This window comes from Donghicola eburneus, assembly GCF_900115865.1.
In the GTDB taxonomy this organism is placed as follows: domain Bacteria; phylum Pseudomonadota; class Alphaproteobacteria; order Rhodobacterales; family Rhodobacteraceae; genus Donghicola; species Donghicola eburneus.
Map to the genome: position 1 here is coordinate 236656 of NZ_FOXY01000001.1, position 23392 is coordinate 260047.

Sequence of the window (23392 nt, forward strand, 5' to 3'; positions counted from 1 at the left end):
TAGAAAAGGTCGCCTCTGGCGGCCTTTTTCACGGGCCTTGTGCAAGAGACACGGACAAGAAAAAAGCGCCTCCCGAAACGGGGGCGCTTTCTGTGTTTCACTTTGGTGGCTTGATCAGAGGCCGGCTGCGCGGCGCTCGTCAAAGCTCATGGCGATGAAGCTCGGCATGTGGTCGCCCATGCCAACGATCACGCCGCGGCCTTTGTTGCTCTCGGCCACTTGATCGGCAGGGCTGCCGCCACGCTTGCGCGACTTGCTGCTGCGCGGGTTGCGCTTGGGCTGCTCTTCGGGTGCGGCCTCTGCCGCTGCCTTGGGGCGATCATCCGAGCGCGACTTGGAGCGGCTGTTGCGCGGCTCTTTGGTTTGCTCTTCTGGTTCGTCCGCGAGCGGGTTTTCCAGACGCGGAATTTCTTTTTGCAGCAGCGCTTCGATTGCAGCCAAGTTCTTGTCGTCGCGGGGCTCGCTGATCATGACAGCTTTGCCATCACGGCCTGCGCGGCCAGTCCGGCCGATGCGGTGGACATAGTCCTCCGCGTGGGTCGGAACGTCAAAATTGAACACATGGGTCACGCTTGGAACGTCGAGACCGCGCGCAGCCACATCAGAGGCTACGAGGAACTTGATCTTGCCTTCGCGGAAATCATCCAGCGTACGGTTCCGCTGCGACTGGTCAAGATCACCATGGATCGGCGCGGCGTCGTAGCCATACTTTTTGAGCGACTTCGAAACGATATCCACGTCCGACTTGCGGTTGCAGAAAATCACGGCATTGTCGACGCTTTCGCCTTCGGCATCGATCAGTTTGCGCAGCAGGGCGCGCTTGCGAGTGCCGGAACGGTCGCGCTTGGCCCCTTCAAAGATGCAGACGTTCTGCGCAATCCGCTCGGACGCAGTGGCCTGACGGGCCACTTCAACCTTGGCAGGGGCCGAAAGGAAGGTGTTGGTGATCCGTTCGATTTCTGGCGCCATGGTCGCCGAGAAGAACAGGGTCTGGCGGGTAAAAGGCGTCAGGCTGAAGATGCGTTCGATGTCGGGGATGAAACCCATGTCGAGCATACGGTCAGCTTCGTCCACCACCATGATTTGCACGCCGGTCAACAGCAGCTTGCCACGCTCAAAATGGTCGAGCAGACGGCCGGGGGTCGCGATCAGAACGTCGACGCCCTTGTCGATCAGGGCTTCTTGTTCCTTAAACGATACGCCACCAATCAGCAGAGCTTTGGTCAGCTTCATGTGCTTGGTATAGGTGTCGAAGTTCTCGGCCACCTGTGCCGCCAGTTCGCGGGTCGGCGCCAAAACCAAGGAACGGGGCATGCGTGCACGCGCGCGGCCCTTGCCAAGCAAGGTGATCATCGGCAGCGTGAAGCTGGCGGTCTTGCCTGTGCCTGTTTGGGCGATCCCAAGAACGTCTCGCCCTTCGAGAGCGGGCGGAATCGCTCCGGCCTGAATCGGGGTCGGCGTTTCGTAGCCGGCCTCTTCAATAGCTTTCAGGACTTTCGGGTCGAGCGACAGGTCAGAAAATTTCGTCATGTGTATCCGTGGTTTACGGACGCGTCTCGGCCCGTAGCGGTTTCAGGAGGCGCGATTTGCGCCAAACGCCCTCCGGTGAGGGCTGTTTCCGAGGGCGGCATAGCGGAAAAAGCGTTTGCGGTCAATGAGAGCGGTGCTTTAGGCCCATTCGCGGCCAAATTGGCGCTCTCTGGCGCCCTGTAGGTCCAGATTGCGCATATGAAGCCTGCCGAACGAATCCAGCCGTGCACGTAGCTCTGGGGTGGCAAGGCAGACCTCTTCAAAGAACCCGCGCAGGGCATCATCGCCGCCGTGTTGCTCGATCATCTCGAAGAGTTGGTTCATGTTGAGCGCGTTTTGAGTGCCGAGGGGCGCGACGGGCGAGGCCAGTTCCGGGCGGTAGGAACCTTTGCGGCGGCGATAGTTCAAAGACTTGCGCCATTGATCCCAAGAATGCGCGTGCAGATGGCAGAGTGTCAGCTCGGGGAGTGCTGCTTCGCCCGGGTTTTCGACCCCATCCATGACGACGTTGTGAATCCGGACCATCATATCGGGCTGTTTGGTGCGCACGGCCATTTTGCCCATGATATGGGACAAAAATCCTCCATTCAGGAAAGTCCCATAGGTTGGATAGATCTCGCGCGTTTCTGCTCGGCGCTGTTCCCAAGCCAGAGCGGCAGATTTGAAAGGGATGGCCCCATCAAAGGAGCCTTGCCCTTCGGTCGAAAGCGCCTCGAGCGGATGAATGCGCGCACAAAGGGCGCTTTCGGGCAGGGCGTCCAACTGACTGCGCACATCTTTCTCGGCCCAGAGGAACTCGTCCACGTCGATATGGATCAACCAGTCGACGTCATTATGCATATAGGCCCATTTGGCGTTCGCGAATTGGCGAGATTGATGCTTTGGCGGGCGCTGGTGCTCTTCGCGAGGGCGGCGCATCCGCCAGTATTTCTCGTCAGTCTGGATGAGTTTGACGCGGGGGTGGTCCACGAGCGCAGCCTCTGCGCGGGGGCAGGGGGCGTCCAGATAGAGGTGCAGTTCGTCGACGCCCAATTCTATGTGATAGGCGGCAAAGCTCATGATCTCTTTGGCGGTGGCTTTGACGGTCGCCACAATCCCCCAACGTGTCATGTGCCGCGCTCCTCTCGGCGCGCGATGCGCTCTCTCATGGTTTGGATGCGGCGAAAGAGCGTGCCGGGATCGCGGTTCAGCATATCCAGCAAGTGATGTGCCAGTGGGGCGATGACTGGATCAGAGCCCGCGTCGCGCCACAGCGGAGCGAGGGTGTTGTAGTCCAGACCGCCCGATTTCAGCGAGAAGTCGTCCATTTCCATCGGCAGGGGGACTTTGGCGCGTTTGCCCAAACGATAGGGCTCTTCGGGTGGAGTGCCGCTGAAGGTGCGTTCGAATTCGTACAGCTTCATCATCGAAAAAAGCAGGCCAAGGCTGGCACCAACACGTCGTTGCGTCTCTGTTTGGCCATGGTCGGCGAAGGTCTGAAGAGACGACACCAACCATCTGGCATTTAGCTCTTGCAACAGGGTTGCTGCGTGCTCCTCCCAGATACGACAGAAAAGGGCGGGGGCATGATCGGGCCACGCATGGCGGCGCAGGTGCGCGATGAGCAGCGCGTTCAGATGTGCAAGGCGAGAGGCTCCAGCGAGCTCGGTTGCCAGTGCATGGGCCTTGAAAGCATAGCTTGACGCTGGCTTGATTAAAGGCTCCGGCGGATCAGGCATCGTGCCTGTCGCCAAAGCATCCAGATCGCAATCCAGCTGTGGCAAACCTTCGCCCTCGCGCGCAGTCAGGGGATCACGGCGCTCTTCCCAGCGGGCAATAATCCCTTCGAATCCATCAGGATATGTAAGCTCTTTGACCATATCGGTATGGTGGTCTGCCGTGTCTCGTGACGCAAGGGGCAATCGAATGGCGGTCGATTTTCAGCGCCCTAAACCAGTGACACCAACATTTCACAAAAGGACGTCGCATCGTAGCGCTTGCCTGTTTCATCGGCCACGGGCAGGGGCACGCAGGGAATGCCGAACCGTTCGATGACAGCATCACATTCCGAGGTCGGCACAGAGCTGTCGCAGATCACGTGGGTCATGAGCGCGGTCGCTGGCACCTCTGGGCCCGCATCTGACCAAAGAATGTCGAGCAGCGCACCCACCTGTTCGCACAGGCTCATACCATAGCTTTCGGGATCGCAGCCCAAGCTGGGGACGTAGACCTTAGGCACTTGCGTTGCGGCGATCTCTTGGCCGACACGTGCAGGCAAAAGGTTCGCGCCCACCGAGGAAAACAGGCTGCCCGGAGGATAGCAGATCAGATCGGCCTTTTGGATCAAGCGGCGATTGCGCTTTGGCAGGATGATCTCTGCTCTGGGCACTTCGGTCATGCCGTCGGACAGAAACAGGCGCTGGATGCGTTCTTCGGGCGGGGGCAGCTCTTTGCCGGTGATCTCTTTTTGACCGATGACCACGCGCCCATCTGCGTACTCTGCTCCGATATGCAGGTTGACGTCCACGACCGACCGGACCGTGCCAAGCACATCCATCATTTTGGACATCATGAAAAGAACGGGCTCGAGCAGGCGTTCGTTCGCCAGATAGCCCCCCGCTATGACCAGATTGCCAACACTGCCGCCAGCATAGTCAAAGTCTACGGGCGCGTGTTGGGCAAAGGACTGCAGGTGTGACACAACAAGCATCCGCATGGGCTGCGGCACAGCGCGGACCAAGGGGTGTTCGCCCGCCAGCACTTGCTCCACCTCGCTCTCTAGCACAGCAGGGGCTGCATCTACGGGAAAGCGATGGGAAAAGAGCCGCACGATATCTGGCTGACCCAGATCTGTTTCCTCGGCCAAGGCCATAAGGCGGCTGCGCAGGTCACCAACGGCGGGCATGGCAAAGGCGTTGCGCAGCACTTCGGAACTGCCGCCACTGTCAAACGGGGTAATCAGGTGGGCCGAGTTGTGGGTGTACCGCTTTAATCGGCGCGAGATACCGTTCAGCGCACTGCCACCACTGAAAAACACCAGTCTCGGGCCACGGTGCGGGGCACTCAGACAGCGCGCAACGCGCAGTTCATCGGGAACCGAAGCGCTGCGTTGTATGGTGAGAGGCGCCATATCGGAAATGACCTAAGACAAAATAAACCAATGCAAAAGTTCTAGGCAGGTGGTCACACCAGTGCAAGCGTCATCGGAATGGCCAGTGATTTCCGGCAGGTCTTGGCGAATTTCGGACGCGCCAGTCGGAATCGTAGGGGGCCGTGTACGGACCCTGGCTGTCGTAAAAAGCAGGATCGGAGACCGCGAGGTTCGGAAGTTTGGACCAAGTGATTAAAAAACAATCTCAGACCAAAGTGGGAGAATTCTCAACTGTTGGGCAAATCTTCGTTTTGTATCAATGCGGTAGCGCTAACGGTTCTGGTGGGACGATGGTCGTACATCAAAAGATATTTTGTTATCAATGGGATGAGGTTGGTAGTTTGGTGAAACTATCTCGCGATTTTGCCGTTAAGACTTTTGTAAGTGATGCGAAACTATCGGACCGAAATGCAACGTCATGTATACAAAACCAAGATAGATCAGAAGGTCTACATACAATATGGGCACGAAATTGGCCCCAACTGAACTGTGCCGTCCTTGGTGGAATTGGATCACTCCCGAGCCCGCCGATGACATTCTCCCCTCATTGCCCAGTGCTGTCTGTGCTGCCTTTCCCTCAAGTGGGCTGTCCTGAACATAACTTAAAAGCCGGATTGCCCGCCGCACCGCCAGAATGCGCTGTGGTTGAACAAGTATAAAAGTATGAAGACGCATAAACTCCTCAAGCGTATGTCTACGCAGCAGAACAATCTGTTCTGGTCTTTTATGATTTTTGTGATTGCGATTTCCCAATACCTCGAAATCTGGCGCGCGCAGATTGAGACGGTTCTTCCTTTCTTTGCGCGTGTTGAACGAACCGAGGCCACTGCCGCCGTACTCTTGATCGTGCTGTGCACGTTGATGTACCGCCCGAATGCCGCGTTGTTGCAGAAATTGCAGCGATGTGCGGGAAATGCACTGATCGCGATCTCGATGATCGTGGTGCTGTTCCAGCTTTCGAATGTTTTTCTTAGCCACTTTGCGTTCACCCAGTTGTCGGATCGCGCAGGCGTTGCTCTGCCCGGCGTGCCGACTTTGGAAACTGGTTTTGCGATGCTCGTCGCGGTCCGTTTGGCAGGATTCCGTCAGGACTTTGCGCAGCCAGCGCGGTTTTTCATCGTGCTTGGATTGACCCTCTATGGCGTGATCGACCTGTTGATGGAGGACGAACACATTTTGCAATTGACCGTTGGCAATGGGATGGGGATCGCGACGATCCTGACATTTGCGGCCGTGCTATGGGTCGTGGCGGTGCGTCAAACGCGCCTGATCCTGAAGGATTGGCAGCATTACCTAGCGGCGCCTGTGGCAGTCCTTTTGCTGCTGAGTTGGTTCTCGAACGTGCCGCACCCCGACAATGTGCTTGAATGCCTTGTTGTCTTTGGGATGTTCACGCTGCTGGTGATGGGCCTGACCCGCGTCCTGCAGTTCGGTGCAGAGAATGCAGCCCTTGCGCACAAAAACGAATTGCAGGCCAAGATGATCGAGCGGCAAAACGCGGACCAGTCTTTGCTGGTCAGTTCGCTCTCTCATGATCTGAAAGCGCCGATCCGCAATGCGCGCACTCTGATCACCATGCGAGAGGGCTATAAGCAAGCCAAAGGCATGACCGACGAGGCCGTTGATGAATTGCTGCTCAAAACGCTGAAACGGGTCGAGGACCTGAGCCGCAGCTTCGTCCACTTCATCCACAGTCAGAGCGAACCGATGGACTTTACCCCCATCAAAGTCGGTCAGCTGATCAAAGGTGTGGCTGAACAGTTCAAGGGCCGCGCCGGAGTGCAGGTTGTTGGACTGGATCAGGTCGAAGTCTCTGCCGATCCGCAGGCGCTCAAGAGGGTGGTCGAGAATATGATAGAGAACTCGATCCAGCATGGACAGCGCGAGGATATCTCTCTGCTGTTCACGGGTGCAGACAAGGCAGACGGGATCGAAATCCTGTTCGAGGACAACGGCCGCGGCATTGCGCCAGAACAGCGCCGCAAAGTCTTTTTGCCCTTCGAGACATCAGAGCCCAAGCATGTATCGGGGTCCAGCGGTCTTGGCCTGTCGATCATCAAACGGTTGGTCGAGCGGATGAACGGGACAATTGCTGCTGAATGCCCGCGTACGTTGGGCGGGGCCTGTTTCGTCATCCGGATCAAGAAGGATCAGCCGCCACTGCGAGCCTCTGCCTGATCCCAGCGATTGTGTGTCACGAGTGTCTGTTAGCGTGCGGTCATTGGTGGCCTTGGTACACCGCCGGCACGACCTCCTGCGCCGGCAAAAGGGGGGAGCGGGTCACCGCTTCCTCCTGCATCCATTTGGTCTGCGCACAGCTCCGTGAGGTCCGCAATTCATTGACCGAAATCAAGGCGGCGCCCGTTGGCCCGCCTATCGTCACCGCAAAGACTGCGACAGGACCAGAAGCGAGCCTCTGCCGTTTCCGAGGAGTATGTGACATGCGCGACCACCAAGACATTCGTCCCCAAGAACAGACACAATCAGCCGAAACTGCCGCCGACCGCCATCCCTATGCCGATCTGGATCGAATGTCCCGCGCGGTTCTGGCGCGGAATACGGGCGGGGTCTCTCCGTTTTCGATCTATCAGGCGTGGAATGACTGGGCGCTCCATATGAGCCGTGCGCCGGGGCGGCAGTTGGAATTGGGCGAGAGGGCCGTGACAAACGCGTTCAAAGTGATGGCGGACACCGCGCACAATGCCTTTGAGCCAACTGATCCTCCGCCTTTTAAACCGATGGCATATGATCACCGCTTCACCCATGCGGGTTGGGCCAAGATGCCTTTCCGGTTTTGGCAGCAGTCCTTTTTGGCCACGCAGGACTGGTGGAACCACGCGACCGAAGAGCTTCGGGGTCTTAGCGAGGCGGATTCCGACCGGGTGCGGTTCATGGTGCGACAAGCGCTTGATGTGGTGTCGCCGTCGAACCTGCCGATTAGCAACCCCGAGATCATTGAACAGACCCGCAAATGTGGCGGGCAAAACATCCTCGAAGGGGCGCGGCACCTGACCGAGGATATGATCCACACCATGACCCAAGCACGTCCTGAAGCGCCCGAAGACTTTCGCGTGGGCGAGGATTTGGCCTGCACGCCGGGGCAGGTGGTCTACCGCAATGACCTGTTCGAACTGATCCAGTACACGCCGACCACCGCCAAGGTGCAGGCAGAGCCGATCCTAATCGTCCCCGCTTGGATCATGAAATACTACATCCTCGACCTGTCGCCTCACAACTCAATGATCCGCTATCTGGTCTCCCAAGGGTCTACGGTCTTTGCGATCTCTTGGTGCAATCCGGAGCGCGATCATGCGGACCTGACGCTGGAAAACTATCGCAAAGACGGGGTCATGGCAGCGATTGATGCGATCAGTGTCATCGTCCCCGAGCAGAAAATTCAGGCGGTCGGCTACTGTCTGGGCGGTACGATCCTGTCCATCACAGCGGCCACCATGGCGCGGGACGAGGATGATCGTCTTGCCTCTGTGACCTTGTTGGCCGCGCAAACCGATTTCTCCGAGGCGGGGGAACTTCTGCTCTTCCTAGATGAAAGTCAGGTCGCCTTCCTAGAGGATCTAATGTGGGCCCAAGGCTACTTGGATCGCCCGCAGATGAGCCGAACCTTCGCGACCATTCGGGCCGAGGATCTGATCTACACCCGTGCGGTCAAACGCTACTGGCTGGGCAAGGAGGATCTACCCTCGGACCTGACGGTCTGGAACAATGACACCACGCGGATGCCTGCCAAGATGCATTCTGAATACCTGCGCGGTCTGTTCTTGGAAAATCGGCTGACCGCGGGGCGCTTTGCCGTAGAGGGCCGCGTGATCGCGCTCAAGGATATTTCGGTGCCTCTTTATGTTGTGGGGACAGAAAGCGACCACATCGCACCGTGGAAGTCCGTCTACAAAATCCGCCTGTTTAGTGATTGTGATCTCACATTTGCCCTGACCAGCTCTGGCCATAATGGCGGCATCATCAGCGAGCCTGGCCACCCGCGTCGCCACTACCGTGTCGGGCATCGCGGGGAGGGGGAACGCTATGTTGATCCAGATACTTGGTTCGCCTCGGAGCCACCGATCGAGGGATCTTGGTGGACGCACTGGGCCAAATGGCTGGCCGGACGATCGTCGGGACAAACTGATGCCCCCCAGATGGGAGCCCCCAAGGCGGGTTATCCCGTTCTTGGGGCTGCACCGGGGACGTATGTGTTCCAAACCTGATCAGGGACTATGCCGTGATGGCCTGCGAGCCGTATCCATAATCCGTTGACGTCTGGCCGGAGGCAATTCCGGCCAGACATGGTTTTAGATGAGCTCTTCCACCATGAAGGGACGCATCATGTCGTTATCTTCGTGGCTTAGAATGTGGCAGTGCCAGACATACTCACCGGGCTTGTCGTAAGTGGCTGCGACCCGCACCATCTCTTTGGGTCCGACGGTGGTGGTGTCTTGCCATCCGCGATCTTCGGTACGGAAAGACAAGCTCTTTTTGTCAAAGATCATCACATCGCAATCCGCGCCAAGGGTATCGCCCTTTTTCTGGTAGCCGTAGGTGATCTCGCCATCCCCATCCAGATCGTCGGGAATGCCGTCTTCGTCCTCGTCTTCATAGTCGATGGCGTATTTCCGGACGTTTTGGAACTGCACGAGGTGGATGTGAACGGGGTGTGCGTCCTCTGTGAAGTTGAAGATATCCCAGTACTCAGAGTCGCCGAGTTTCACCTTCTCGGTTGTCTCTGCCATCCAGCCCAAAGGACCAAAGGCGCCGTCGGGCGTCATGTCATCGGTGTGCAGCTTGCCCTCTTCGGCGGTGCCGAGCTGCGGCTTGATGCGGCCATACTCGTCGGACCCTTCGAACAGACCCAGTTTGCGGACATTGTCGATGTCGCGCTTCTTGATGGTGCTGAAGTCGTAGTCGAGCTTGGTGTTGTGCTTGACCAGCAGGTTCTCCATCTCGATGCTATCGTCCGCGACAAACTGCATAACTGCGCCGACGGGATCGTCGATGGTCGCGGCCTCTGCGATGTTCAACTCGCCGGTGTTGTAGCTCACGCCTTTGTAGGGCTCATAAGCGGCACCGGTGTTCAGCAGGGTGACTTTTTCACCGTCCTTGAGTTTCGAGAAGTCGAACACAACCTCGACCCGTTCTGAGGGGGCGAGCAAAATGAATTCGTTGGCTTCGAACTTGCCGTCCCCGTCAAAGACTTTGCGCGCGTTGGGCAGGAGACCTCCCTCGGTTCCGACCAGCGTGGCGCGGACGTTCGCGTTGTCCAATTCCAGCTTGTAGAAACGCGAGTCCGACCCGTTCAGGAAAGTCATCTGGACTTCGCCTGTGCCCACATCCATCTTGGGCCAAGCCATCCCGTTGGCCAAAATAACGTCACCGAAATACTCGGGCAGGATCGAGACAGCATCATCGCCATTGTCGTCGTAGAACTCCTGCGGGATTTCATCCATGACCATCGTGTCAGGATCGCCGGGCAGGACGTCGTGCCCATGGCCGGGGTAATACAGGTTGCCTTCGTCATCAAAGGAGTAGTCCTGCAGAACCACGTCCACCACATCCTTGGTGTCCGCGAGGATGCCCTTCTTCTCCAGCAGCTTCCGCTCGTTGTCCTTGACGATATACATGCCCGCAAGGCCCGCGTAGACGTTTAGGCGCGTCAGGCCCAAGGCGTGGTCGTGGTACCACAGCGGCGCAGATTCTTGGTCATTGTCGTAGATAAAAGTATTGCCGATATAATCCTCTCCGGTGTCACCAGGATTGGTCTCTGGTGTGTCCTTGTCACTGTTGTTGTACCAAGATTTCTTGAAAGAGAACCAGTGGCCGACGTTCTTGAGCACATCGCCAAGAATGGGCAGGCCGCCAAAAAGAGAGCCCGTCAGGAGCTTGGCCGAGTAGCCCGAGCTGGTGTCGACATCCTGAGTATACCATTGCTCTGGGCTGCCGTCATAGATCGAGTCTGTGTGACCGCCGTGCAAGTGGGCGACCACCGGAATGACACCATCATCAATGGTGCCGTTCGACGGGCGCGCTTGGTGAATAGTGTCATCCACAGGCAAAAGGTGACCGTCCACATCCAGCGCGTTTTCGTAAGTGATCGCGAGCTTTCTGTTTTCATAAGCAATGATGGTCGGGCCATGAAAGCCGGGCGTCATGCCAGGCATCGAATAGCCCCACACGGACGTCATCAGCTTATTGCCATCCTCGTCATACATGCCAAGGAATTGCTCAGTCTCCTGCATTTGTAAGGTCAGAGACTTTGTCCACTTGGTGTCGATCTGGGGGTTAATTGGTAAGTCATTGGTAAAGGCATAATCGTCATAAACGCGCTGGCCAATAGCGGTCATCTCTGTGATCCTCGTGAAAAGTTGAACTAATTAAACTCAGGTTTATAGGGCACCGTGAGTACAACTTTAGATTGATTCTGGCGGTTTATGGAAACAATAACCCAATAAAATAAGGATTTTTTCGAAAGATTGGCACACGCCCAAGTTCGACAATAAATTCTGCAAGAGTTGAATTGCGATCGGTTGGGGTTCGCAAAAGCCTTGCTGAAAATCTAGAGGCTGCGCCGGAATTACGTCGCGCGTCCAAGCCTGCGTCGGTGATGTACGGCATACGTAACGACTGAACGCTCGTCTGCGGTGGTTATGACTGCAAAGATTACAATTCACCGAGGCTGAGGGGAATTATACCAACCTGAATCTGCCCGTGGATTGGCTGGGATTTTCCAAATCGATCTGACAGAAGTGACCAAGAATGGTGAAGACACTGACAAACCCCTGCGACCCTCGATATTCTGAAATCGACAACTCAAGTCCGGAAAACCTGTTAGTCGGTTGCCTTAATCCAAATAGAATTTTTTGCCGCATTGCGATAGAAAGAGATATTCTTTCTTTCTATAGCTCTGGAGATTTCATCTCATGACGACGGTTATTCAGATTCGCTCGCTCGACCCAAGTTTGAGTGTCAGCACGACATCCGGTTTCATCTTTGATGCGTTTGCGGATCAGAGTTGGAGCGTGCTCACCACGGGCGGGGCCAATGCCTTTGCGGTGTTGGGTGTTGATCCGACAATCGTCAATTATACGCCGATCGATGGCGCAACCTCCTACACCTTTACCGGCAGCTTTCCCGCGCGGATTGATCCGGCCCAAGAGTTTGACACTGACGACATCGACGCGTGGCACGCTGCAGCGGCTGACAGTCGGCTCTCTGAATTTCTGTATCACGATATCAGCGCGGGCACACTGACCCAGAGCGTCGAGTTCCAGTTCGCTGAAGACGTGGATCTGAGCATTGGCCTGCTCGAGTTCTTTAACTTCGGGGACATCTTGGATCAGATCAACGGCCAGTCCGGCGAAGGAGTCGAAATCCGCCTGACCCTACCAGATATGGACCGAGCCGCGACTGTAGAGATCGCGGGATCGGCTCATGGGGACAGCCTGTATGGCAGTCAGAACAACGACACCTTAGATGCCGGCGATGGCGACGATTTTATCAAAGGCGGGGCAGGGCACGACAAGCTCTTTGGCCGCGCGGGCAACGATACTTTGCTCGGCAATAATGGGCGGGACAAACTTCATGGGGATGGAGGGCAGGATCTCTTGTTCGGTGCTGCTGGGAACGACAAACTCTACGGGGGCGCGGGCTTTGACGTTTTGAGAGGCAACGCCGGAAAAGACCTGCTCAAGGGGGGTGGTGGCACTGACGTCTTGCGCGGTGGCGCTGGCGGCGACTCTGTCGATGGCGGCGCGGGACACGATAGCTTGTGGCTCGATGCCGGTCATGACTTCGGGAAAGGCGGTGCGGGGAACGACACAATCAAAGGCGCCAAGGGCAACGACAGCCTATGGGGCGAAAAGGGCAATGACGTGCTGGACGGCGGTACGGCAAACGACTCGTTGGTGGGCATGTCAGGCGACGACACGCTTCTGGGGGGTAAAGGGTCGGATACTCTGTTCGGCGGTGCGGGAAACGACCGTTTGGACGCCGGTCACGGGGAAGACACCCTAGGTGGCGGTGATGGCGACGACGTCTTTGTGTTTTCGACCTTCTGGGGGCGGGACACGGTCCTCGATTATGAGCTGGGTGTCGATATGTTGCGCATTGACGACCTTGCCACGGACGGCATCACCGACCAAGACGCACTGGTCGAGGCTTATGGCGGAGTGAACGCCCAAGGCGACGTGGTTTTTGACCTTGGTAATGGCAACGTCATCACGCTGCTTGGCGTGACAGAGGCGGCGCTAGATGTGATCGCCGAGGACATCGTGATCTTCTAACCGGCAACCCGAGCAGTAAGGTTAAGCGCTGACAGGGGCCCCGTCAGCGCGTCCATCAATCGGTGATCACGATTTGATCTGTCGTAATGCCTGGCGTGCCATCCAGACGAATGACAGCTAAGCCGCCTTTGATGCCTTGGTACGCTTTGTATTTGACCATGACGTCTGTGTAGCTGCCATCCTCTGCTTCGACAATGTCGATGCTTTTGACCGCGTTGTGTGAAGAGAATACGCCGACCTGCAAGACATCTTCTTCTGGATCGAAATCTGTGATGCGCATGTAGATATCGTCGGCTTCACCGCGATAGGCGTTCCGCACTTGGGCATCAAATGTGTCTGCGCCTTCGCCGCCGGTGACTGTGGCTGCGCCGTCTTCGTCGCGGAAAAAGTTCCACACGGTAAACAGATCATCGCCCGCGCCGCCAACGCCCATGCTGCCACTATCGACACTCAGGTGGTCATCGCCGGTTCCGCCATAGCCTGTCGCGCCATTGTTGATGCTAACGAAATCTGCGCCGCCGCCGCCGCGCGCGACGGCGCCGCTCCCCGAAACATTAAGGTTGTCATCACCGGATTCGCCGTGAATGACAGCGTTGTCTGTATCGTAGGCACTGATCGTATCGTCTCCGGCGCCGCCACGGGCCAAAATCTCTCCTCCAGAGAAGCGCGCGCTGTCGTCGCCCGCCCCAAGAGAGAACGTGCCGCCCAAGGCTGTAACTTGGTCGTCGCCAGCGCCGCTATCTATCACGGTATCAACGCCGGTCACTTCAATCCGGTCATCGCCCGCGCCGCCGATGATAGACGCATGGTCCCCCGCGCTTTCTAGAATGTCGTCGCCACCAGCACCGTCGAGCGTCAGGCCGTCCGTTTCTGCGTAAAACCATTCCGCAAAGTCCGATCCGGTGGTGTCCTCGGTCACGGTTTCTTGTGCCAGACCATCACGAAGTTCCACGTAGTCCTCTGGCAAAAAGGACCCGAGGTTATCGCCATCAGTCACGGCTTCCAGATAGTAGCCTTTGATCGGGACATTCGATGTAATCCCGCCAAGCCGGTCGGCAGGGCTCTCGACCTCGTCTGAAACGCCTTTGAGGTCGACGGTCGCGATCAGCTCCAGACCGAAATGCTCTTCGAACCTTGGCAGATTATAATTGTACAGGGTCTGTGTCCCCTCTGGAACGGGGCCAGCATCGGGCATCTCCACTTGGGTCTCCCAAGAAACGCTGGACCAATCCACATCTTCGGGGACCAGATAGAATCGTGCTTCGTCGGTCTTTACAAAGTCATCGGGGTCGTCCTGCGTGTCCTTAAAATAGATCACAGCAAGCGAACGTGTCTCGTCCTCTGGCACCTGGATATCGACACCGTCGTTCTGGCTTATGTTGACGACTGTGCTGGCCGCTGGCGTTTCTGCCGTCTCTTGGTCGGAGTCAGGGACTGGGTCCGCGCCGTCATCGTCGCCTCCGTCATTGTCCTGATCCATAAAAAACGTCCCGAGCGAAAGCCCAGCCATGAGGGCGAGTAATCCAAGTTCAACCAATGCACCGTTCCTGAAACAAAAGTTCTTATTGTTATGTAAGCGAAACAACCGTGAGTATAACGAGAGCCCTACCCGAAAGAATAGAGGTTTTCCGGAGTAATCGAATTTTTATCCGCTTTTTCATGTGTTTCTGCCGCGCCGCGATTGGGAAGGCTTGGCTTGCAGGATGATATTTCTCGAAAGCCAAACCTTCGCCCCACTGGCCAGACAGTAAGCGCGGCCCGCACGGCAACCAAATCCTTTACATGGGGCGGCGCTGCTGGGTCTGTGCCCGTGGGTACCATCTCTCTGGCCCAAAGAAATAAGGCGCTCTGCAAGATTTCAGGGAACAAAGGGTCCTGCTTTTCTCTTGGGTCCCCATACGGAAAGAGGATTGTTTCATGGCAGAGCGGGCACCCGTCTGGGTCGAGTATTTGATGCGGGCAGGATACGCTGCACGCGGTGTAGTTTACCTTTTGACCGGTGGTCTGGCGCTCTTGTCGGCGTGGCACGGCGGCTCGGGCGAGGATAAGAAGGGCGCTCTGAGTTCTTTGTTCGGACAGCCTTTTGGCCAATTTATCATTCTGGCGATTGCAGCGGGGCTCTTGTGCTACGGCATATGGCGTCTGGTCTGCGGCTACATGGATTTAGAAGACGAGGGCAACGAGACCAAGGGCCTGATTGCGCGGATTGGCCAAGGTCTGAGCGGCGCTGTCAACGTCGCCCTGTCGCTATCCATTGCGCGCTTCGCCCTTGGAAGCAGTGGCGGCGGTGATGGCAAAGAGGCTTTGACCTCCAAGCTGCTCGCCATGCCCTTTGGACAGATCATTGTGGGGGCCGTTGGGTTGGGTGTGATCGGCGCTGGCCTTGCTTACCTGTACAAAGGCTGGTCCGAGAAATACCGTGAAAACCTGCGCTGGTCGCCCATTTTGGAGAAACTCTCGACCCCGATCCGGCTGGGCCTGATGGCGCGCGGCGTCGTCGTGGCCATCATCGGCGGTTTCTTCTTGTTTGCTGCAATGCAAGCCGATGCGGACCAAGCGGGGGGCCTGTCTCAAGCCTTTGAATTTGTGCGGAGCCAAGCCTATGGCCGATACCTCTTGGGATTTTTGGCGGCGGGGATGTTCGCCTTTGGCATCTATTGCTGGATCGAGACAATCTACCGCGTCCTGCCGACGCGCCAGAGCAAGGGGACAAAGACCATTGCTCAGCATCTCAAAGCACATGCCTGAGTTTGGGTGCGCCGCAGCGGTACGATGTGCGCGTGAGCCAGCACCAAGAACATGAGAGCAGGGGCGCATTTTCAGCGCCCCTTTGGCTACCTGCACAGGTGACCTGCCCCTTAGCTTGGCGGTAGATAAGCCTAGGAGCCAAATCTGGCCGAAGCAGCAGGAGATCCGCCATGAGCACATTCGACGAAGACCTCTTCCTCAAGGGGCTGGAGCAACGCAAAGCGACCCTGGGCGCGGAGTACGTTGAGAAGAATTTGGCCGCCGCTGATGATTTTACCCGTCCGTTCCAAGAGGCCATGACCGCTTGGTGCTGGGGCTTTGGCTGGGGCGACGATGTGATCGACCCCAAGACGCGGTCCATGATGAACCTGTCGATGATAGGTGCCTTGGGCAAAATGCATGAATGGGAAATTCATTGCCGCGGCGCAATCAACAACGGCGTCTCGCCTGATGAAATTCGCGCCATTATCCACGTGGTGGGCATCTATTGCGGTGTCCCGCAGGCGCTAGAGTGTTTCCGCGTGGCGCGCAAAGTCCTAAGCGAAACCGACTGAGACATTTGTGGCTCTTGTGAACGCGCGGGTCCGCCGCCTAAGAATGGCTCTGAGCCGGATTTAAAATTCGAGTAAAGGAATGTGATGGATAAGACGTCGCAAGTGCTCTTTGTGTTTGTGGGGGAATTCACCCACCTTGCGTTCTCGAACGCCCTTGAACCTTTGCGCATTGCGAACCGCATGTCAGGTGAGCGTCTGTACTCTTGGTCCTTCATGTCTGCGGACGGCGCGCCTGTTACGGCCTCGAACGAGGTGCGGATGATGGTGGATCACAGCTTTGCTGACGTGGTGAAGTATGACTACCTGTTTCTGGTGCCCGGCAACGACCTGCGCGACCATATCGACAAACCTTTGCTCTCGCTCTTGCGCCGTGCCCGCTACCAAGGCGCGACCATCGCAACCTTCTGTTCCGGCGCCTTTGCCTTTGCAGAGGCTGGACTGCTAGATGATCAAGAGGCTGCGCTGCACTGGGAATTTCACGCGCCCTTCAAAGAAGAATTCCCACAGGTCCATCTAAGTAATGCGGTGTTCATCAAGAACGGACCGGTGATGACCGCGGCCGGCGGGCAAGCTGCGGCGGATCTGGTGCTGTCTCTAATTCAGGACACCCATGGGCGGGCCTTGGCAGAGACCGTCTCTGATCAGATGCTGTACAACACCGTGCGGCAGGGTGGTGCGCCACAGCGCGTGTCCTTTCAGGCGCGCTACGGCATTCGGTCAGAGAAGCTCTCGCAAGCCATCCGGATTATGGAGCGGGATCTGGACCAGATCATTACCATGACCGACGTGGCCGAGGAATCCGGCGTTTCGAACCGGCAGTTGGAGCGGCTGTTCAAACGGTATCTGGATGTGACGCCTAAAAAGTACCTCATGTCCCTGAGGTTGGCCAAGGGGCGCCAATTGCTCCAGGAAACCGAGATGTCGGTGACCGAAGTGACCTTGGCCTGCGGATTTGAAAACCCCAGCCATTTCAGCAGGCTATACCGTCAAACCTTTGGCGTCACCCCACGGGAACAACGCGCCATTTAAGTCAGGCGCGGCAAACGTTTGAATGCCGCGCCCCTCGGGTGCTTAGACCAGCTGCAGGATCAGCGCTGGGACGGCCAGCATGCCGCCACAAATCAGGGTCATCGCAAGGCCTAGACCTTTGAACATCGTTTCTCCTCCTGTTCGCATTGTAGAGTGATGAGCGATCTAGAACGCGGCGGCGGCGCGTCCATGCGGTGACCGGTCGCGCCGGTCACGATTTCAGGGATATACGATCGGGTCCTTTCTTTGGCCGCCACAACGGGGCAAGGTTCGCCCCAGCTAATAGGCCAAACTCATCGAAGGGGAGGATGATGCGCGCAATCACATACAACCGTTTCGGCGCTGCAGCCGAGGTTCTGGAACTGCAAGAGGTCGAAACGCCGGCCCCTGCAGCCGGCGAAGTTCTGGTCGGACTGAAAGTGTCGGGGGTGAATCCCTCGGACGTCAAGGCACGGGCAGGCACGCGGCCTGGCGTCACAGAGCCGCCCTTTCCGCTCGTCATCCCCCACAGCGACGGCGCGGGTGTAATCGAAGCGGTGGGAGAGGGCGTCGACACCGCCCGCGTGGGTCAGAGGGTCTGGATCTGGAACGGTCAATGGCAGCGCGCCTTTGGCACGGCGGCCGAATACATTGCGGTGCCGTCGTTACAGGCGGTCCCGCTGCCTGATGTCACCAGCTTTGAAGAGGGCGCCATTCTGGGGATCCCCGGAATGACCGCCGTCCAGAGCGTGCTGGGCGGTGGCGATGTCAGGGGCAAAACCGTGCTGGTCTCTGGCGGGGCAGGGACCGTCGGCAACTTGGCGGTCCAAGTCGCTGCGGCTTCGGGGGCCCGTGTTTTTGCCACAGCACGAGGCGAGGCAGGCATCGCCGCGGCCAAGGTTGCAGGGGCCGAGCAGGTCTTTGACTACAGCGCGTCCGATCTGGCCGAGCAGGTGCTAGATGCCACTGATGGCGATTTGATTGACCGGATTGTAGAGGTCGAGTTTGGCGCAAATGCCGAAACCAACACCAAGCTAATCGCAGAGCGCGGCACCATTGCGGCCTATGGCTCGGCCAAGGACATGTCGCCTGTCATGCCGTTTTATCCACTGATGTTCAAAGCTGTGACGCTAGAGTTGGTGCTGGTTTATATCCTGAGCGCGGACCAGCGGGCCAATTGCGCAGTTCAATTGACCGACCTGCTAGAGCGCAAGGCGCTGGCGATGCGGGTGGCCGAGGTGATGCCGCTTGCGGACTGCGCCAAAGCGCACGATATCGTGGCCTCTGGTCAGCGCGCGGGCGCGGTTTTGCTAGAGGTTTAAACACGCGCGGGGCCTGCCCCGCGCGGTTCGCAATCAAAAGACGAAGTCCGAGGCCGTCAGGTCTGACAGATCCACGTCGTTCAGCCGGATTTCCAGACCATCCGCCACGATCACTGTGTCGGATCCCTTTTGCGAGGCGCTCAAATCGCTGGATTTCAGCCCATTGAACTGCAGCCGGTCAAAGCCTGCCTCGTAATCCGTGATCACGTCTTTGCCGTTCCCTTCGGCAAAGACAAACACATCCGGACCTGTGCCGCCCGTCAGCGTGTCGTTGCCCGTGCCGCCAACCAACGTGTCCATGTAGGCGCCGCCATGCAGGGTGTCATTGCCGCTGTCCCCGCGCAGGAAATCTGCGCCATTTTCGCCCTTTAGCACATCATTCCCCGCGCCGCCGGCCATGCGGTCCACGCCTGTGCCACCATAGAGCCGATCGTTGCCTTCATCTGCCACGAGCCGGTCGCTCCCGTCGGCTCCGTACAGGCTATCATGACCGTCTCCGCCTTTGATCCAGTCGTTCCCATCTTCGCCGTATAGCCGGTCGTTGCCGCCATAGCCCACTACGTTGTCGTGTCCGCGTCCGCCACGCATCTGGTCCGATCCATCTCCGCCGAGCAGGCTGTCATTCCCCGTGTCGCCGAACATGGTGTCGTTCCCGCCAGCACCAACGAGCTTGTCATTGCCAGAGCCACCGCGCAGCAGATCCCCATCATCTCCTCCGTCCAGACGGTCGTGCCCGTTTTGGCCAAAGAGACGGTCCTTGCCGCTTCCGCCGTCCAGAGCATCATCACCGTGAAAGCCAATGAGCGTGTCATCGCCAGATCCGCCCCAGAGCCAGTCATTCTGCTCTCCGCCGTCCAGCTTGTCGTGTCCGTAGCCCCCATGCATCCGGTCCGAGCCTTTGTCCCCGTACAAAGTGTCGTTGCCCGTCCCGCCCGACAACAAATCATTGCCGCCATGCCCCTTCAGGGCGTCGTTGCCTTCGCGGCCCAAGATAAAGTCTCTGACGTTGGTTCCGGTTAAAGTCCGGCTCCCGCTATCATTCGCGCTGGGGTCATCAGCGTCCGATCCTGTTGCCTCGACATTGTCGCCATCCGCGTCTGCGCCGTTCCCCATGATCGCCTTGGACCACGTGAAATACTGCGCCAGCGGGTCAGTTGCGATGGCATAGGCGTTTTCGTAGTAGAGCTTGCTTTCGTGCTGCAGTCCGACAGCATAGTTTGTTGACTGCCAATTCACACCGCTGGGCAGGCGATCCAGATTGGGCAGCTTGAAAACAAACTCAACGCCATCGGGATGGTCGTTGTTCAATAGGACGGTGGTCGGCAGCCACCACTTCGCCAGTTCAGGTTGGACCACCAGATCGCCGTCATGCGAGACGAGTGTATAACCACTTAGATCCACATCCTTGATCATATCTGGGTGCAGGCCTGCTGACCCGATCGCCACCGCCTCAAGGTCTACCTTAGAGGAAACACGATCCCGATCCGACATCATGAAGGCATCGACCATGGACCCACCCAAACTGTGGCCCGTCACCACCAGACGGTCGATGCCGTTACCGCTTTGATTTACATAAGTCACCACGGCATCAATCAGCGCGTCGAAGCCTGCGTAATATGCTTGCAGGCCACTTTTGGTAAAGGCTTGGCCCTGCACAGCGTTCGCGATGTCATCAGTGCCGCGAAAGCTGAGCACGACGGTCTTGGACCCATCAGGCATCACCGTCTCCGCGACCAAGGCCTGCGCATCCGCGTCGCCTTGGTCCGCGCCACCGCTGTAGAGCCCGCCGGTCTTGTAGCTTGCCGCGTTGCCCGAGAGCGGCAGTTCCAAAACGTCCCAACCCAGCGTGCTTAGGTAGCTGTCGTATCTATCGTCCATGCCGTTGTCGCCAGACCCACGGTAGGACGCAGGAAGGCGGTCTTCGCCATAGACAAAATGAGAGAAAAGGCTCGCCTGAGCCAAGACAGTCGGACTGACCATTCCAGATAACCTGTTAACCAATGAAACAAACAAAAACTGGCGCATCGAAGCGATACGCCGCGATATGGTTCATGGATTTTCCGTGCCGTGGAAGGGGGAAATTGGAGGAGTTTGCGTTGAAACCAGAAGAATGAGGCAAGAAAATCATCGTATCCACCGAATGACAGGCTGGCGCCGCTCGGCGGCGTGTCGCTGCCGTAGGCGCAGGGTTAAGCGTCTATTACCAGTCGAATGGTGATCAATAGCTGGATCATCTGAGTATTGTGTCGGCTTTTGCTCGAGGAAGCTTTGTCCGCGCTTTGGTTCAAAGATGCCGTGGCACCATTGGATGGAAGTGGGACGCTGAGATCTCGCGGGGCGGACTATCTAAATCGTATACCACCTTTTCCGAAGAAAAACTGCTCCAAAGATATAACACTTTGGATCTGCATTCCGTTGATTAGAACGTATCCTTTTTTGCATTACGCAGAGGGTGGGGGAGAGAAAATGACACATCAGGCCATCTTGGGACCCTCCGCGAAGGCGGACTACCCTCAGCACGGGGCAGAGGGGAATACCTCGCTATGGGCTGATATGCAGATACCGGGCGGCATAATCGGGCCGCGTCCGAACTCTGATTGCCGCACCCTGATTGCGCATCCCGTCCCGACCAATGCTCGCAACGAACGCCGGAAATTCCCGCATATGGGTGTTGCAGGGTCGCTCGTGTTTGGCGGATGCCACCTGCCAGTGTAGGACATGAGCGGAACGGGGATGAAGTTAGCCCAGGGCTGCGCGCGGTCCGATATTTGCTTTCGCCCGTTTCAAGCTGAGCTCTTCTTTGTCGCCGAAGGGCGTTTGTTCAAGCAGCGACTTGTCATCGAATTTGTCGATAGAGACACGCCATCACCGAGCCATTTGCACACATGCGTTGTGCTCGACAGTGCCGAGCCTGTACGTGCTGTCATCTGACGCAGCCCCGAGGGGCCGCGCCAAAACACAGGCTTAGTTAGCCGCGTATTCTTCGTCGGTGACTAGATCACCCCAAACCACTGCGGTGCCGTCCTCCGCTGCTTGGATCGCGTAGTGTGTGACAGCCGTGCTGTCGGTCGCGCCGTGCCAATGGTTCACATCCGCTGGGGCAAAGACGACGTCGCCAGTGCGCATGATCTGTTTGGGCTGGCCTTCTTCCTGATACCAACCGGTGCCCGAGGTCACGACAAGGTACTGCCCGATGGGGTGCGTGTGCCATGCCGAACGCGCGCCGGGCATGAAGGTCACTTCGCCCGCGCTCACGTCATTCATGTTGCCGGGGAAAACAGGCGCGACGAAAACAGTGCCGGTAAAGGTCTCTTCGCCGCCGATTTGGCCGCCACGCTCCAGTTGGGTGGTCTGTGTCATCTCTTGGGCGGTGGCACCGGTGGTGGCAATCGCAAGGGCGAGCGCGGTCAGGGAAATCGTCTTCATTTGGTCGTCTCCTATGGTCTAGAGGCGGCCTCTTTGGCCTGTGGCACGGAGGATCCGTTGCCTTCCACATTGAGCTAGGCGGCGGGCCCACAGTCTTCATGGCGTGAATACGGGATGCAGTAATGAGCGTCCTTCATGAAACCCGGGCAGGTTCCCGCCACACCTATGAAAACTGCTCATGCCGCGCATGGAATAACGGGCGGTAATCCTCTGGCCGCATCGGAATAAGTCGTTTGGCATCAGGCCGTTCTGACCCCTGGCTCAGACAATTCGGACCATAACGCGCCGTGTTTGAAACAATTCTAGAGGACACTCCAATGCCTAAAGACAACTACATTTTTGATCTGTCAGAGAACGTCACCCGCGCCCCTGCTTCCTTCGAAACACGCTTTGGCGTGACGCTGTCAGCGGACATCTACACCCCTGCAGATTTCGACCAAACTGCACGCTATCCCGCCTTGATCGTCGGCGCGCCGTATGGCGGTGTCAAAGAACAGGGGCCCGGTGTTTATGCCAACCAACTGGCGCAGATGGGCTACGTGTCTTGACCTTTGACCCTGCGTGGAACGGCGCGTCCGAAGGCGGGACGAAGCACCTTTCCTCGCCCGACCAGATGGTCGAGGATTTCTTGGCTTGCGTCGATTATATCGGGACGCGCCCCTATGTGGACCGCGACAAGATTGGCGTGATCGGTATCTGCGGGTCGGGTGGCTTTGCCCTGTCCGCGGCCAAAGTCGATCCGAGGATCAAGGCCGTGGCGACCGCTTCGATGTACGACATCAGCCGGATGCAAAAGAATGGCTTCGGGGATAGCATGTCAGACGATGATCGCCTTGCCACGCTCAAAACCATCGCAGAACAGCGCTGGGCCGATTACGAGAGCGGTGATCCCGTTCTGACCGGACGCGGTGCGCCCCTGACATGGGACGCCGAAGAGAACCCTGTCGGCGCAGAGTTCGGTGAATTTTACTCGCGTCCTCGCGGCTACCACCACCGGGCGATTGCGCAGTTTACCATGAGCTCGACCCAGTCATGGATGAACTTCGCGCTGCTGGACGATCTAGAGTGGCTGGCTGGCCGGCCGATCCTGCTGATCATGGGGGACGGCGCCCATTCGCGTTACTTCTCCGAAGACGTCTACGAGGCCGCGCCCCAGCCCAAAGAGCTGTTCATCGTCGAGGATGCGAACCACGTGGACCTTTATGACAAGTTGGACAAGATCCCGTTCGAGAAGCTGAACGCCTTCTTCACCAAGGCCTTTGCGGGGTAATTGCCCGCGGTTTTGTTCGCAGCAGCCTAACGGCATCAGGGTACCCGTTACGGCGGGTGCCCTATATTTTTGCAGGGTGCCAGCGGATAATTGCTGGTTTTCCGGACGCGATC

18 protein-coding genes are annotated in these 23392 nt (G+C 57.7%); 10 read left to right on the forward strand and 8 right to left on the reverse strand.

Features of this window, described 5'->3' with window-relative positions:
• Positions 1 to 114: 114 nt before the first annotated feature.
• From BM225_RS01100 to BM225_RS01115, 4 genes are all read right to left on the reverse strand, one after another.
• A complete protein-coding gene (locus BM225_RS01100) occupies positions 115 to 1530 on the reverse strand; it encodes a DEAD/DEAH box helicase (RefSeq protein ID WP_072706110.1) in 1416 nt (471 codons plus the stop codon).
• 138 nt (positions 1531 to 1668) lie between these two features.
• On the reverse strand, positions 1669 to 2640 hold the full coding sequence (locus BM225_RS01105) for a glycosyltransferase family 2 protein (protein ID WP_072706111.1): 972 nt from the start codon (positions 2638 to 2640) through the stop codon (positions 1669 to 1671).
• Positions 2637 to 3389, reverse strand: coding sequence for a hypothetical protein (locus BM225_RS01110; protein ID WP_072706112.1), 753 nt, complete (start codon positions 3387 to 3389; stop codon positions 2637 to 2639). Before BM225_RS01110 ends, BM225_RS01105 begins: the two co-directional genes overlap by 4 nt.
• 68 nt (positions 3390 to 3457) lie before the next feature.
• Positions 3458 to 4639, reverse strand: a complete 1182-nt coding sequence (locus tag BM225_RS01115; protein WP_072706113.1) for a GAK system CofD-like protein — start codon at positions 4637 to 4639, stop codon at positions 3458 to 3460.
• Between the two features lie 684 nt (positions 4640 to 5323).
• On the opposite strand from BM225_RS01115, the gene BM225_RS01125 reads away from it, so the two are divergent.
• Together BM225_RS01125 and BM225_RS01130 are read left to right on the forward strand one after the other, a co-directional pair.
• A complete protein-coding gene (locus BM225_RS01125; protein ID WP_083595646.1) occupies positions 5324 to 6838 on the forward strand; it encodes a sensor histidine kinase in 1515 nt (504 codons plus the stop codon).
• Positions 6839 to 7101: 263 nt separating this feature from the next.
• Positions 7102 to 8883 (forward strand): PHA/PHB synthase family protein, encoded by a 1782-nt coding sequence (locus BM225_RS01130; RefSeq protein ID WP_092463668.1) that lies wholly within the window; start codon positions 7102 to 7104, stop codon positions 8881 to 8883.
• An 84-nt stretch (positions 8884 to 8967) separates the two neighbouring features.
• Here the strand turns inward: BM225_RS01130 and BM225_RS01135 are convergent, their stop codons facing one another.
• Positions 8968 to 11013: a multicopper oxidase family protein gene (locus BM225_RS01135; protein WP_072706116.1), complete on the reverse strand. Its 2046-nt coding sequence runs from the start codon at positions 11011 to 11013 to the stop codon at positions 8968 to 8970.
• 576 nt (positions 11014 to 11589) lie between these two features.
• On the opposite strand from BM225_RS01135, the gene BM225_RS01140 reads away from it, so the two are divergent.
• Positions 11590 to 12951: a calcium-binding protein gene (locus BM225_RS01140; protein ID WP_083595648.1), complete on the forward strand. Its 1362-nt coding sequence runs from the start codon at positions 11590 to 11592 to the stop codon at positions 12949 to 12951.
• Positions 12952 to 13006: 55 nt separating this feature from the next.
• On the opposite strand, the gene BM225_RS01145 is transcribed toward BM225_RS01140, so the two are convergent.
• Positions 13007 to 14431, reverse strand: a complete 1425-nt coding sequence (locus tag BM225_RS01145; protein WP_072706117.1) for a calcium-binding protein — start codon at positions 14429 to 14431, stop codon at positions 13007 to 13009.
• 437 nt (positions 14432 to 14868) lie between these two features.
• Between BM225_RS01145 and BM225_RS01150 the strand changes: the two genes are divergently transcribed.
• The 4 genes from BM225_RS01150 to BM225_RS01165 all read left to right on the forward strand — a co-directional run bounded on the left by BM225_RS01150 (position 14869) and on the right by BM225_RS01165 (position 18583).
• A complete protein-coding gene (locus tag BM225_RS01150; RefSeq protein ID WP_072706118.1) occupies positions 14869 to 15699 on the forward strand; it encodes a DUF1206 domain-containing protein in 831 nt (276 codons plus the stop codon).
• Between the two features lie 170 nt (positions 15700 to 15869).
• Positions 15870 to 16253: a carboxymuconolactone decarboxylase family protein gene (locus BM225_RS01155; protein ID WP_072706119.1), complete on the forward strand. Its 384-nt coding sequence runs from the start codon at positions 15870 to 15872 to the stop codon at positions 16251 to 16253.
• Positions 16254 to 16337: 84 nt separating this feature from the next.
• On the forward strand, positions 16338 to 17282 hold the full coding sequence (locus tag BM225_RS01160) for a GlxA family transcriptional regulator (RefSeq protein WP_072706120.1): 945 nt from the start codon (positions 16338 to 16340) through the stop codon (positions 17280 to 17282).
• A 311-nt stretch (positions 17283 to 17593) separates the two neighbouring features.
• The gene (locus BM225_RS01165; protein ID WP_092463671.1) at positions 17594 to 18583 is read left to right on the forward strand and encodes an NADPH:quinone reductase; all 990 of its coding nucleotides are present in this window, start codon (positions 17594 to 17596) and stop codon (positions 18581 to 18583) included.
• A gap of 33 nt (positions 18584 to 18616) precedes the next feature.
• Here the strand turns inward: BM225_RS01165 and BM225_RS01170 are convergent, their stop codons facing one another.
• Entirely contained in the window at positions 18617 to 20563 is a 1947-nt protein-coding gene (locus BM225_RS01170) for an alpha/beta hydrolase family protein (RefSeq protein WP_072706122.1), read from the reverse strand.
• 486 nt (positions 20564 to 21049) lie between these two features.
• Here BM225_RS01170 and BM225_RS21540 point away from each other — a divergent pair, with 486 nt between their 5' ends.
• Positions 21050 to 21298, forward strand: a complete 249-nt coding sequence (locus BM225_RS21540) for a hypothetical protein (RefSeq protein WP_143095336.1) — start codon at positions 21050 to 21052, stop codon at positions 21296 to 21298.
• A 249-nt stretch (positions 21299 to 21547) separates the two neighbouring features.
• Here BM225_RS21540 and BM225_RS01180 read toward each other — a convergent pair whose 3' ends face one another.
• Positions 21548 to 22009, reverse strand: coding sequence for a (R)-mandelonitrile lyase (locus tag BM225_RS01180; RefSeq protein ID WP_072706124.1), 462 nt, complete (start codon positions 22007 to 22009; stop codon positions 21548 to 21550).
• 317 nt (positions 22010 to 22326) lie between these two features.
• Between BM225_RS01180 and BM225_RS21940 the strand changes: the two genes are divergently transcribed.
• A complete protein-coding gene (locus tag BM225_RS21940) occupies positions 22327 to 22557 on the forward strand; it encodes an alpha/beta hydrolase family protein (RefSeq protein WP_218157035.1) in 231 nt (76 codons plus the stop codon).
• Complete coding sequence (locus tag BM225_RS01185) at positions 22554 to 23279, forward strand: alpha/beta hydrolase (RefSeq protein WP_218157036.1); 726 nt, start codon at positions 22554 to 22556, stop codon at positions 23277 to 23279. The genes BM225_RS21940 and BM225_RS01185 overlap by 4 nt, the downstream gene beginning before the upstream one ends.
• Positions 23280 to 23392: the final 113 nt, after the last annotated feature.